We start from the raw sequence: 13,278 nt of genomic DNA, 5'->3' as shown, positions 1-13,278 counted from the left end.
TATTCACATGCCATCCTCTTTATAAATTCTATTATGAACTATTTTCCACAGCCTAATCAAAACTCAAGATTTTGAAATTTCAATGCACATCAACGTCTATATGAGGACACAATCATAATTCAATTATATCATATAAACTTTTTTTATAATAAATATTTCAATAATCACATACTTAATATAAAATAACGCATTACACATCAATTTAAACACAAAATAAAGTCTACCAGTTTTTTTTTCATGCGGGTAGACTTTATTTTTTTATTCAACTCATGATTTTTGAATTGCTTGGTTAGTTTTTGGGTTATTTTGATAACATACTTCATCAATAAGCTAATTACACCTTGCAATTAAAAGTTGTACCTTAAATACTTCGTATCCCTTCATTACACAATGTCTATAAAATTAAACGATAAAAAATTGTATAATCATAAACTACTTGGTTCTTACTGATAGTCTTTTTTTATTTTATAAGGTAATTCCAAGTGCATCTTCTCATTTTCAACTGATTTATATCTTACTATTAAAATTATTCTTTCCCTTACTTTTGAAAGTTTTCAATAAATATTCCTGTATTAAAGATATTACTTCATCATTTTCTGGCAAATTTGAATGCTGGGCCTCTTCGCCCGAAACAGTGATTTGTGTAAATAGCTTAACTTGCTTCTGAAAAATATACTTTCCTGCCATAACGCTCTGAACAGGTACTACTCCGTCATCAGTGTAATCTTCTGTTCCAGCAATCGAATATACTGATAAATTTTTAGGCAATTTATTTTTATTCTCAATATATTCTTTTAAAATAACAGTAGGACGTGTTGGTGAAGTCTCCGAAAAATTATAGGGTGTACCTAAAGACATAAAATCAGAGATCTGAAATTTATCTTCATCATATCCATTTTCTAAAAAACCCGTCCAAATTAATCCCCCATTCGAATGCCCAATCGCTTGAAAGTTTTTAAAATGATATCTTGTTTGCAGATCATTCATCGCTATATTTAACCATTCATATTGTTTTTTTATGTTACTGTATCCATCATTGTTATTTTTAAAACCAATAACAATAAACGGTCGAAGGTCTTTTGAATTTAAAGAACCAAAATAATCCAAACTACCATCTGTATTTACTTGAACTTTTAGGATACTATGCTTAGGTTCAGTGTTATTCAATTTGGATATTAAACTATTAAAACGATTGATATCAGCGTTTGAGCCAGGAATAAAAATAATCGGTTTTAAACGAGAGTTCCTAAGCTTTGATTCCTTATCATCCATGTTAATAACCCAATTGTGACCATAATAGGCAATGACAGACATAAAAAGTAAACTTAAGATGATAGCTATCTTATTTTTCATAATCTACCTCACTATTTTGTATTTTAATAAATGGGCTATATACAATAATTGAAATAAAAATAATAAAGGTATTCAAAATTAAAGTCCAACCATCATTACTTCCTAAAAACGCTAATAAAAAGTTGGGTATCTCATTTGGAATTATTAAAGAAGCTGGCTTAATCAAATGACTAACTATTGCTAAATATCCAATTATAGTTCCCATAATACTTGTAATTAACATTGGGAACAATATGATCGGTCGAAAAAAAATCGGTAACCCAAAATACAGTAATTGGTTTTGATCAAATAAGCTGGGTAAAAGAGATAAAAAACCTAAATTTTGACGTTTTTTTGAGACAGCATACAGTAACATAAAACTAAGTACTAATGTATTACCGACTCCTCCAAATTGTGAAAACGCATGGTAGACACTGTATAAATTCGTAGGATAGGGGAGAATACTATTTTTATTTTTTAATATCTCATCTAAATTTTTTATGACTGAAGGAAGGGCAGTTTGATTACTAAAAAATTCATTTGGAATTGAAAATCCAATACCAAAAAATAATGGAACAAGAAAACTAAAAATTATCAATCCTTGAAAAGTAGTCCAAAATTGATTTATTGATATTCCACTTACTATTTGTTGAAATATATTGGCGATAGAAAATCTATGAATCGTTAAATAAAACGACAAAATAATACCAGCCCACAATAAATATCTTGCTGAAAAAGGCTGCAAGTCATTTCTACAAAATTTCTTTTTATAATAAGTAAAACTTTCACAACTCACTGTTGTAACGATAATAATTAACAAATAGTGCATCGTACTGTAAGTCATTACTTTATTGTTCTCAGTTAATATAAAGAATGGACCTAAAAAATTAATAAGAGTTGGTAAGATCTTTTGAGAAACTTGACGTACAGATAGGTAAGATAGACTATATGTTGTTGCAAAGATCATTAAGACTATAATGTCTAAATGGGAAGAAATTTCCTGTAAATTTATAAAATTAGGAAACTTCACAGATATGCCAAAGAGTCTTGTAACGAGAGCATCAGGTTTTAGAAAGATATTAATAGTTAGTTGCAAGTATACACTTACAGCAAGTATTGGTACTGTTTGCCTCATTGATGAAAAAATTGCATTAAAAATGGGTTGTTTTAAGATAAAACTATCCCATCTGATTACGCTATCTATTATTCTTTTTATCATATCACTCCATTTCTATCAAAATCGTAGCAATTCAATCCTCATCTATTATATCAGAGTAGACACTATTATGTAGAGATACAGTATTATTTAATTAATACAATTTCATTTTTTGTATTTCGTAACTACAGGTCTCACATTTCATAGCATTTTTTCTTGCCCTCAAAGTAGCTAACGTCATTTACAATTTTCAAATAAAAAAAGCTACCAGTTTCTTTCTTACTAGTAGACTTTATTTTGTATCCAACTAATGATTTTTTTGATTGCTTGGTTAGTTGTTTGGTTAATTACATTAATTTTCAAGCATTAAAACAACAGCGCTTGACCCTACAACACTTTTAAGTCAGAAGATGTTATAATGTAATTATAACAAATTTCAGAAAAGAAACGGTGACATTCATGACAGATTGCATTTTTTGTAAAATTATCTCTAGGGATATTCCCTCTTATCAAATTTATGAAGACGATGATGTCCTAGCCTTTCTCGATATCACACAAACGACCAAAGGTCATACGCTAGTCGTTCCAAAAAAACATATCCGAAACGTTTTAGAAATGACCGGCGAAGATGCTGCAACGTTATTTTCTAAAATCCCACAAATCGCGAGTCACATTACCAAAACACTAGGGGCAAGCGGTATGAATATTCTTCAAAATAATGAAACAATTGCAGGACAAACTGTTTTCCACGCACACGTTCACCTGATTCCACGCTATAGTAAAGACGATGGTTTCAAAGCTAGTTTCACAGAACACGACATCGACCTAAATGCACTACAGAGTACTCTAACCGCCCCTTAATACTTAGGACAATGGTATCAGAGATCTAGCAACATTGACTAAAAGGAGAACGCCTTTGTGCGAATGAAAGTTCGTGAATGACCACGCTTGGACGGATCTGAGCGCAGGTCAAGTTTCAAGATTTCAGGAAGTGAAGTCGTAGAAAGGAAAGCTAATATGGGCATTGTCGACTATTTTAAAGACTTAAAAGCTATCAGTGGTGATTTTATTTCAGAAACAGCTGAAGCTAAGAAACATTTGGATGCCGTCAAATTTGAACTTGGTTATGCACAATTTGTCATGGATGATATCAAAAAAGACATCAAAGAATATCAGTTCCAAGCACAGCCAAGAATTGATGCGATTAATGCACTATCGACTAAAATTCAAAACGAGCTCTCAAAGTAATTGAGAACTCGTTTTTTTATGTACTTAATGGTAGCTTATCTTGAAACTATTAACGTAACGTTAATGATTGATACAACACTTGCTTAAAATTGATTACGAGCAAACTTCCGCCCCCAGAACACTCCGAATAATTCAGCAGTCACCATGGCACCAATAAAAAGTAGCAACATACCTGTGTTTTGAATATAATGAAAGGTATGCTCAGAAAACCAAAGCGTTAATATAACAATTGCTAAACAAATATTAGACGCAATCATTTCCTTTATTCTATCATCTTTTATCAAGACAAAGCTCAAGCATAACATACCAACAAACATCATGTAATCGCCCATTACCGTCATTCCAATCGACTGGAATGCAAACAAAATAGCAAACGCAGCCGTCATGTAACACCATACAAATTTTAACATAAAATAACACCCCCTGAAAAGTAATAATAACAGAATATTAAGATTTATATATCTGATATTATATAAAAATAATAAAACAAGAATTAAATCCCTGTTAATGCTTCTAATCTAGGCAATAAATCATGAAAATATTGCGATCTACCACCTAAAAAACGTCCTAAAATACGGAAATATATTAGTCTTATTAAATCTTATACAAACTCTACCCTAATGTCAACTAAAATAATAATAATAAATGCTAAAATTCTCTTATTATTACTAACCCTGTCACGACAACTGATAACAGTCCTTTATAAATCAATGTTCCTATTTCCTTTCAATAACAGCCTTTTATTTATTAAAAAAATCACGAGTTAAACGTCTTCTCTATCATTTTAAAACATATTTCCAATTCAATTTTAAAACAAAGAAAAAAGCCATTCATAACTAAATGACTTTTTTAATATTCGTTCGAATTAGAAGTTTGGATCTACTTTGATACCAGGACCAAAAGTAGTTGTCACTGTCAAGCTTTGGATGTAAGTTCCTTTAGCAGTTGCTGGTTTCGCAGCGGCGATAACAGCGTTGATTGCTTTAAAGTTTTCAACCAATTTTTCAGTTTCGAATGACACTTTACCGATAGCCACGTGTACGATACCAGCTTTTTCAGCACGGTAAGTGACTTTACCAGCTTTAACTTCTTCAACTGCTTTCGTAACGTCCATTGTTACAGTACCAGTTTTAGGGTTAGGCATAAGGTTACGTGGTCCAAGTACACGACCAAGACGACCAACAACAGCCATCATATCAGGTGTCGCTACGACAACGTCGAAATCAAACCAACCACCGTTGATTTTTTCAACGTATTCCATTTCACCAACATAGTCAGCGCCAGCAGCTTTAGCTTCTTCAGCTTTTTCACCTTTAGCGAAAACCAAAACTTTAGCTGTTTTACCAGTTCCGTTTGGCAATACCATTGCGCCACGGATTTGTTGATCAGCTTTTTTAACGTCGATGTTCAAGTTGTAAGCAACTTCAACAGTCGCATCAAATTTAGCGAAGTTAGTTTCTTGTGCCAATGCAACAGCTTCTTCAACTGTGTATACTTTACTTGCTTCTACTTTTTCCAAAGCAGCACGCAATTGTTTGCTTTTTTTAGCCATTATAAATTTCTCCTTGTGGTTTTAGCGGTTGCAAGCAACCTTCCACCGCTTCATCATAGTCGATCGGTGGTTGACATCATTCAGACCTCAGTCTGAAAGCAGCATTTTGATATTCTCTATCATTCAAAAATGACCCAAAGTCATATCTGAAATTACGACAGAAAAATCGAAAATTAACCTTCGACAGTGAAGCCCATTGAACGTGCTGTTCCTTCGATCATGCGCATTGCAGATTCAACAGATGAAGCGTTAAGGTCTTCCATTTTAGTTTCAGCGATTTGTTGTACTTGTGCTTTGGTAACAGTTGCCACTTTAACTGTGTTAGGTGTACCAGAACCTTTTTCAACACCTGCTGCTTTTTTTAGCAAAACAGCTGCTGGTGGTGTTTTTGTAACGAAAGTAAATGATTTATCTTCGTATACTGAGATCACAACTGGAATGATCATGCCAGCTTGGTCAGCTGTACGTGCATTAAATTCTTTTGTGAAGCCCATGATATTGATACCAGCTTGACCAAGTGCTGGTCCTACTGGTGGAGCTGGTGTTGCTTTTCCGGCTGGAATTTGCAATTTAACGATGTTTTGTACTTCTTTAGCCACGATAATTTCCTCCTAATAATGATTTCTTGCGAAATCTCTTCTCGTGATGTGGTTTAATGGACGAATGCCCTCCCACGCAGTCTGCTTTTTATAAAGCATACCGTAACATTGTACCGCTATTTTTGTATTTTGTCAAGTTATTTATTATTTGACTTGTCTAAGTCTTATTGTGCCAAAACACCTTCTGTTTTATGATAGTTTTGATCATCAATTTGCAGAGATAAAATTATAGAAACAAAATATGATAAAAATGCCGTTCCTAATTAAACAAGAAACCAATTTCTTAATAAACTTTTTTCATATCAAAGGAGACTATTCAAAACTTTGTTAGATAAGTAATAGTTCTTCTACTTCTATAATTTATGGTGCAGCAACTTTACCCTCTTCTGGTAAATCATTTGTCTTTAACATTATTTTGCTTTCGACTATCACATTTTCAGTTTGTACTTCTTCAACTGATTCTATTTTCTTTATCGTTTTTCTACTTTAATAGCTAATACTTTTTCTTTAATAACTTTTTCTTGTGTTATTTTTGTTGCAACAGCTTGATTGGCAGGTACCGATCCCGATGCTGACGCTTAAAAACAAAACCAATACAGTATTTATAACTACACGATATTTAACCGTTACACTATTAATTTTACCTCCGATACGTTCCGATAGGCTTTTCATTTTTTCTCCTTTTACTTTTTACCACAAAATTTTTTTATTTATATCAATTCAATAACAATGGGTTTCATAAATGTTGTTTTAAGTATACATTTAACATATTGTCCCTATACTATTAGTTTTTGAAGAGCAAAAATACAGCTTTTTTAAAATTTTAAAGAAGAACAAAAAAACCACCATCACTAGTGGCTTAATTTGAAAAAATCAAGTAAGGCAATAATCAACCCGCTAAATACAGCTCCCAAATCTCATCAAATGTTGATAAATTAAAGGCAAAGTTTGCATGAGTTTCCAGATAAGATGAGATTTCATCGAAATTTGATGATTGTTTTGGAAACGTCGTGTCATCATAAACCAAGTTAGCGAGTTTAGTGATAGCATCAATTTCTTTATACGCCCGATGTTTCATCAAAAAAATATAAAAACTCATTTCTCCCCCCATTGTTTGGCTAGAAAGTCGTGTCTCATTTGTGAACTTTGGGCATATCGAGTTGGATTCTTTTTATAAAAACCTTGGTGGTAACTTTCTGCCGGCCAGAATGTCTGACTCGGTTCAATCGCCACAACAATCGGAAAATCGAAGCGTCCTGAAGCCTGTAATTGCGCTTTACTTTCAGTCGCTACCTGCGCCTGTTCAGCATTATCATAAAAAATCACTGGACGATAATTATCACCACGGTCTTGAAATTGACCGAAGGCATCCGTCGGATCGGTCAGCGTCCAGTAAAGCGCAACTAACTCCCGATAACTGACGACATCGTTATCGAAAATAATCTCAACAGCCTCTGTGTGGCCAGTTTGATGACTTAAAACATCTTCATAGGTTGGATTTTGCGTGGTACCACCTGTATAGCCGCTCAAAACACTCAAAATGCCTGGCATTTCCTCAAAGGGTTGCACCATGCACCAAAAGCAGCCACCCGCAAATATTGCTCGTTCTTGGCTCATAGTAATGTCGTTCCTGTCTCATCTTGTTTGATTTTACCTTGTTTCATTAGACCACCTAATGCTTTTTTAAATTGGCCTTTTGAAATGGCAAATGTTGCTTTGATAGCCTCTGGTGCTGATTTATCGTAGAAAGGCATATGACCACCTTGTTGTGCCAAGTAAGTCATAATCAGTTGTGAATCAGCATCCAACATCTCGTAAGAGCGCGGTTTAAGGCTAAGATTTAACGTTCTATCAATTTCACGATAACCAATCACGCGCACATCAAGTTCTTGTCCTAAGCGCGGTTCAGAAAAACGTTCATTTGGATGAATAAAGCCAAGCATATTATTTTCTGGCAGATAAACAAAGCTACCAGAGAGTTTATTGCGGTAGACAATAGCGTGTAAGTTCTGATTTTGCATGTTATCATAAGCTTTGCCAGCCATCTGTACAAAAGTTTCAGGGTAGGCTAGCTCTCCCCAGATACGGTCTTTATTGTCAACATCAAGTTTAACGTACAGTTTATCGCCTTTTTTCGGCCATAACTCTTTCAATTCAGGCAAAACATCAACTGAAACGACGATGTCTTTTTCAGGAATGTTGACATCCAGAAAAACACCTAAATCTTTTCTAACATCAGTTACAGTCCCCCAACCGTAAGCGTCTCGCGTGGCTGTGGGTTCTGTTAGAGTCAATCGTTGCTTTCCTGCCTTGTCCGTGTAGGCAAATCCTGTCACATCGTCACCAATCGCAAAATCGCCCTCAGTTTTCGGTAATCTGAAAATCAGACCCTCTTTTTGAATGTAGTAATTTTGCTCATTTTCATCAGTGATTTTTCCGGTAATCATAGTTGCCATAAGGGCATTTAAATCTGTCATAGTATCCTCTTTATTTTCATATCTCATTGGTTAAATAGATGCAATTTTCTCCATTATACCATAAAAAGCAGACTGTTTCTCGACTGCTGTCCAGAGTTGTATGCGTTCGAAAGTATCAAAAAACCACACTAGTGTACTGTGCGGTTCTATAATAATTAAACTGTCAAAAGCTCTTCTTCTTTATTGGCAGTGTGTTGGTCGATTTCTTTAACCGCAGCATCTGTCACTTTTTGAATTTCTTTTTCAAGTGTTTTCAACTCATCTTCTGTAATTTCTTTTGCTTTTTCAGATTTCTTAGCATCATTCATGGCATCTTTACGGATGTTACGAATTGCTACTTTACCACCCTCAGCTGTTTTCTTCACTTCTTTTGCTAGTTCTTTCCGACGTTCTTCAGTCAGAGCCGGGATAACCAAGCGAATCACATTACCATCAGATTGCGGATTGATTCCCAAATCACTCGCATTTAGCGCAGCTTCGATATCTTTAATCACTGTTTTATCAAACGGTGTAATCAAAAGCACACGCGCTTCAGGTACAGAAATACCTGCCAATTGATTCAAAGGTGTTGGAGCACCATAATAGTCCACAGTAATGCGGTCAAGCAAGCTCGCATTAGCACGTCCAGCACGAATGCTACCAAATTCACGTTGCAAGCTGTCAATAGATTGTTTCATACGGTCTTGAGCCGTTGTTACGATGTCATTTGTCATGATAGTCTTCCTCTTATATTTTCTTCAAAATTAATTAGACACGGTTGTTCCGATATGTTCACCCAGAACGACACGTTTGATATTACCACTTTCATTGAGATTAAAGACAACAAGGTCGATATTGTTATCCATAGACAAGCTGGATGCCGTTGAGTCCATAATCTTCAAACCTTGCTTCAACACTTCAATATGCGTCAATTCCTCAAACTTAATCGCTGCCGTATTGGTGCGTGGGTCATCATTGTAAACCCCATCAACCCCATTTTTAGCCATGAGAATGGCGTCAGCACCAATTTCAGCGGCTCTGAGTGCAGCCGTCGTATCCGTTGAGAAATAAGGTGATCCAGTTCCAGCAGCAAAGATCACAATACGCTCTTTTTCAAGATGGCGTAAAGCACGTCCCCGAACATAAGGTTCAGCCAATTGTTGCATATTAATCGCAGTTTGAACACGTGTTGTGACACCAACTCGCTCAAGTGCATCTGCCATGACAAGGGCATTCATGACCGTGCCTAACATGCCTGTATAGTCAGCTGGAACACGCTCCATTCCTGCTGCCGCAGCCTCTTCACCACGCCACAGATTACCACCGCCAATAACCAAAGCAATTTCGATACCTAAATCGTGAACTTCTTTCAGCTCGTTGGCGATTTCCTCAACCGTCGCAATATCAATACCGACACCGCGTTCACCCGCAAGTGCTTCTCCGGAAAGTTTGATGAGGACGCGTTTATATTTTACTTGAGACATAATTCACCTTTCATACTGTTCATTTCATACTTTATCTTATCCATTTTACCACAAAATTGAAGAATTTTAAAAAAACATAATCAGATTTCTAAGTTTATTTCAAGCACATTCTAAACTCACGCCAACAGTAGCTTGGTCTAAAACGTCTCACCTATCAGACTTGCTAGTCTTGTAGAAACAACAAAACTTCCTTAGGCCATTGCATCAAGGAAGTTTTTTATCTTTTTTAGGCTTGTGCCTTAATTTTTTCAACATCACGCGCGATGACAAGTTCTTCATCTGTCGGAATGACAAGCACTTTCACTCTAGCATCTGGCGTTGAGATAATACCCTCCGCACCAAAAACGTTTTTGCTTTCGTCAATATCTAAGCCAAACCACGATAAACCATCAACGACTGCTTTACGAACAACATCTGAGTTTTCACCGATACCTGCTGTAAAAATAAGGGCGTCTGCACCATTTAGGACAGCTAAGTATTGACCGATATATTTTTGAAGTCGGTTGATATACATGTCGAAAGCTAGAATGGCCTTTTCATCGCCCGCTTTATAAGCGGAGATAATATCACGCATATCTGATGAAATTTCAGAAATACCCACCAAACCAGACTTTTTATTAAAGATATCAATGATTTCAGCCACATCCGTAATACCTGCTTTAGCCATAATATAAGGAATGAGTGAGGCATCTAATTCACCAGTCCGTGTGCCCATCATAACACCAGCAAGAGGTGTAAAGCCCATAGACGTATCAACTGATTTGCCACCATCGATAGCCGCTAAACTAACACCATTACCGATATGTGCCGTAATCAGTTTAAGGTCTTCTGGTGCCTTGCCGAGATATTCAGCAGCTTTTTGTGAGACATACATATGGCTTGTACCATGCGCGCCATATTTGCGAACTGCGTATTTATCATAGTATTCATTCGGCACAGGGTAACGATAAGCAACTGCAGGCATCGTTGAGTGAAAGGCGGTATCAAAGACAGCGACATGAGTCGCTTCAGGCAATAGTGCACAGAAAGCATAGATACCAGCAGCATTCGCTGGATTATGTAACGGCGCTAAATCTGATAACGCTTCGATTTGCTTAGCCACTTCGTTAGTAATTAAAACTGAATCTTTGAACAATTCCCCACCAGCAACGACACGGTGGCCAGTCCCAGTGATTTCTGAAAAGTGTGCAATGATATTCAGATTTTTAAGGTCATTCATTAAAATCGCCACAGCTTCTGTATGATTGTGAATATTTTTTACTATGACATGTTTATCGCCATCAAAACTAACTGTTGAAACCGATTCTGGCAAGCCAATCCGCTCAATCAGTCCTTTAGCTATCACTGTTTCCTCTGGCATTTGGTAAAGCTGCCATTTAAGACTTGAGCTACCAGCATTAATCGCAATTGTTTTTGACATTTTCCATTCTCCTAAATTAAGATGTTGAGGCGACTGGTTTAGTGTGTAGAAAATTAGGAAAAAGATGTAAAGACACATTAGTGTCTGCGTACTTTTTATCTATTTTCCTGACACCAAGGAGCCGAAACTCAATTAAATAAAATGTTGGGGCAACTGTTTTGGTGGCAGTCGTTCTGGTCAGCTCAACGACTCCAGTGCCTCAGATGTTTTTAAGTAATACATCAGATATCGTTTACTATCTAAAAAAACGCTTATGTTGAAAACGTTTTCCATTAAATTATATCATATTTTGAAGAAATTGCGTCATAAAAGTTTGCACAATTTTCGGATTTGTCAGGCTGGTTAAAGGAAAAATAAATGGCACTTTCCCCTGTGCGGACTTTTGTAAAACAAAGATTGCCTTGCTATTATTTTCAGTGACTATATCCTCTGGTAAGGTAATGACAGCAACGACGCGTGCATAATCCTGCAACCATTTTTTTAACAAGTCGGCCTGCGGACTTGAAAGTAAATCACTCGGTGCAACAAAAATGGCATAACCGCCTGTTTTTAGGTATTTAAAACCTTGCACCATCAATAGATGATGGGCATAGGTATGCTCTAGCTGACTACCAACTGCTGAGCGCTTGGCAATCTCATCATCTGGATAATAACCGACTGGTAAGTCTGATAACAATATATCGACAGGATCAATAACTTGTGGCCGCACTGCATCAATCTGTAAAAATTGAGCTGAAGTTTGCATGACATCAGCAATACTAGCTGACAGGTCAATCATCAAATCATCCACCTCAAAGCCAGTATAGGTCAGCTCCTTATCCTGCAATCCAGTCAATAATGTCTCAGCTAAATTACCTGTACCAGAACCTAACTCCAAAATAGACAAGCTAGTTGCAGAAGTCAAGGTCTCAATCATAAAATTGATAATGTATCCAATCGCGTCCGGTGTTAATTGGTGATTGGCTTGTAAGTGCATTTCTTTTGCACCTTTTACCAAAGCAAATTGATAGACTTTTTGCCACTCTAGTTTTGTCAACTGGAGTTCTCGTAATTGCTCATTACGGTGTTGCAAGTCATCCGAGACAGCTTTACCAATGTAGCTCACATTTTGCTCAATCAAGGCATCGTAAAAATGCGTGGCTAAATGGGTTTCAAGTTGCTGAACATTGGCTAATAACAGACCAAATGCCGATTCGATTTTTTCCATATTCATAACCTTTATTATATACTCAATTAAGTCGATAAAGCAAACATTTTTTGCTATTTGCCACTACTTGCTCGCAATCAAATCTTGATTGGACGGAGGAATATCTCAAAAATTTCGTTCCCTCTCTTTCCTTATATGAGTCTCCACAATTTGTTCTTGAACTTTAAGCTTTGATTTAAGTCTCATTTAAGCAAGCCTGGTTATACTTAAATCATTCCTAAAATATTTTTTCATAATAACTCCCAAAAAATCTCGTAGGCTTGGATAACCTGCGAGATTTTTTTGGTTTAATCTGTCGTTTCCCAAACCATATCATACCAAGTAGCACCACCATGTGCCGATTTCGATTGACCATCGTTGATAAAGCCATTTTTTTCATAGTAGGGAATCAGGTAATCATGACAAGTTAAGGTAATCCCTTCACGTTTTTGCTCACACGCAAGGTCTTTCAAAACTGCAATCAATTTTGTCCCAACGGCTTGACCTTTAAAAGTATCTGCAACAGATAAACTAGTGACCGCAATATAGCCACCTATTGTGGGATTTTCAGTCACAGTTTGAAATAAATCATCTGTCAAATGGCGCGCATGAATCACTGGACCTTCTATGTAGCCTGCGACTTGACCATCAATTTCAGCTACTAAAAAGGTGTCCGGTATTTTAGCTATTCGTGCCTTAATTGCCTCGTAGCTTGCCGCCTCACTCTCTGAGAAATTCGCGATTTCTATGCTATAAGCAACTTCTAGGTCTGCTGAGGTAACATGTCTGATATTCATCTCTCTCCCCTTTTTATATCTTGTCCGCTACATGAGACAAACGCCAAC

The 13,278-nt window shown here is 36.2% G+C and carries 15 protein-coding genes; 2 read left to right on the top strand and 13 right to left on the bottom strand.

Going from position 1 to position 13,278, the window contains the following annotated elements; all coding sequences use genetic code 11:
- Positions 1-507 precede the first annotated feature (507 nt).
- The gene (locus RR45_RS01650; protein WP_072353443.1) at positions 508-1,353 is read right to left on the bottom strand and encodes an alpha/beta hydrolase; all 846 of its coding nucleotides are present in this window, start codon (positions 1,351-1,353) and stop codon (positions 508-510) included.
- Complete coding sequence (locus tag RR45_RS01645; RefSeq protein WP_031366507.1) at positions 1,343-2,551, bottom strand: PTS sugar transporter subunit IIC; 1,209 nt, start codon at positions 2,549-2,551, stop codon at positions 1,343-1,345. Before RR45_RS01645 ends, RR45_RS01650 begins: the two co-directional genes overlap by 11 nt.
- A gap of 396 nt (positions 2,552-2,947) precedes the next feature.
- On the opposite strand from RR45_RS01645, the gene RR45_RS01640 reads away from it, so the two are divergent.
- Together RR45_RS01640 and RR45_RS01635 are read left to right on the top strand one after the other, a co-directional pair.
- Positions 2,948-3,349 (top strand): HIT family protein, encoded by a 402-nt coding sequence (locus RR45_RS01640; RefSeq protein ID WP_031366506.1) that lies wholly within the window; start codon positions 2,948-2,950, stop codon positions 3,347-3,349.
- A gap of 87 nt (positions 3,350-3,436) precedes the next feature.
- Entirely contained in the window at positions 3,437-3,736 is a 300-nt protein-coding gene (locus RR45_RS01635; protein WP_218838353.1) for a hypothetical protein, read from the top strand.
- Between the two features lie 83 nt (positions 3,737-3,819).
- Here the strand turns inward: RR45_RS01635 and RR45_RS01630 are convergent, their stop codons facing one another.
- The 11 genes from RR45_RS01630 to RR45_RS01580 all read right to left on the bottom strand — a co-directional run bounded on the left by RR45_RS01630 (position 3,820) and on the right by RR45_RS01580 (position 13,230).
- The gene (locus RR45_RS01630; RefSeq protein ID WP_031366504.1) at positions 3,820-4,146 is read right to left on the bottom strand and encodes a hypothetical protein; all 327 of its coding nucleotides are present in this window, start codon (positions 4,144-4,146) and stop codon (positions 3,820-3,822) included.
- A 455-nt stretch (positions 4,147-4,601) separates the two neighbouring features.
- On the bottom strand, positions 4,602-5,288 hold the full coding sequence (gene rplA, locus RR45_RS01625) for a 50S ribosomal protein L1 (RefSeq protein ID WP_031366503.1): 687 nt from the start codon (positions 5,286-5,288) through the stop codon (positions 4,602-4,604).
- Between the two features lie 173 nt (positions 5,289-5,461).
- Positions 5,462-5,887 (bottom strand): 50S ribosomal protein L11, encoded by a 426-nt coding sequence (rplK, locus tag RR45_RS01620; protein ID WP_003139488.1) that lies wholly within the window; start codon positions 5,885-5,887, stop codon positions 5,462-5,464.
- Between the two features lie 889 nt (positions 5,888-6,776).
- On the bottom strand, positions 6,777-6,986 hold the full coding sequence (locus RR45_RS01615; protein WP_031366502.1) for a YozE family protein: 210 nt from the start codon (positions 6,984-6,986) through the stop codon (positions 6,777-6,779).
- The gene (gene msrA / locus RR45_RS01610; RefSeq protein WP_031366501.1) at positions 6,983-7,504 is read right to left on the bottom strand and encodes a peptide-methionine (S)-S-oxide reductase MsrA; all 522 of its coding nucleotides are present in this window, start codon (positions 7,502-7,504) and stop codon (positions 6,983-6,985) included. The genes RR45_RS01615 and msrA overlap by 4 nt, the downstream gene beginning before the upstream one ends.
- Positions 7,501-8,364: a CvfB family protein gene (locus RR45_RS01605; protein WP_031366500.1), complete on the bottom strand. Its 864-nt coding sequence runs from the start codon at positions 8,362-8,364 to the stop codon at positions 7,501-7,503. The genes msrA and RR45_RS01605 overlap by 4 nt, the downstream gene beginning before the upstream one ends.
- Before the next feature lie 155 nt (positions 8,365-8,519).
- The gene (gene frr, locus RR45_RS01600; RefSeq protein ID WP_003139483.1) at positions 8,520-9,077 is read right to left on the bottom strand and encodes a ribosome recycling factor; all 558 of its coding nucleotides are present in this window, start codon (positions 9,075-9,077) and stop codon (positions 8,520-8,522) included.
- A 30-nt stretch (positions 9,078-9,107) separates the two neighbouring features.
- Entirely contained in the window at positions 9,108-9,827 is a 720-nt protein-coding gene (gene pyrH / locus RR45_RS01595) for a UMP kinase (RefSeq protein ID WP_031366499.1), read from the bottom strand.
- 226 nt (positions 9,828-10,053) lie between these two features.
- Positions 10,054-11,247 carry an acetate kinase gene (locus RR45_RS01590; protein WP_031366498.1) on the bottom strand — a complete coding sequence of 398 codons (1,194 nt, stop codon included), beginning with the start codon at positions 11,245-11,247 and terminating at the stop codon, positions 10,054-10,056.
- Positions 11,248-11,524: 277 nt separating this feature from the next.
- Entirely contained in the window at positions 11,525-12,460 is a 936-nt protein-coding gene (locus tag RR45_RS01585) for a class I SAM-dependent methyltransferase (RefSeq protein ID WP_031366497.1), read from the bottom strand.
- A 281-nt stretch (positions 12,461-12,741) separates the two neighbouring features.
- Entirely contained in the window at positions 12,742-13,230 is a 489-nt protein-coding gene (locus RR45_RS01580; RefSeq protein ID WP_031366496.1) for a GNAT family N-acetyltransferase, read from the bottom strand.
- Positions 13,231-13,278 lie beyond the last annotated feature (48 nt).

The sequence above is a fragment of the Pseudolactococcus chungangensis CAU 28 = DSM 22330 genome (genome assembly GCF_002441885.1).
GTDB lineage: Bacteria > Bacillota > Bacilli > Lactobacillales > Streptococcaceae > Pseudolactococcus > Pseudolactococcus chungangensis.
Note: the sequence above shows the minus strand (reverse complement) of the source record. Positions and strands in the feature narration are given on the sequence as shown.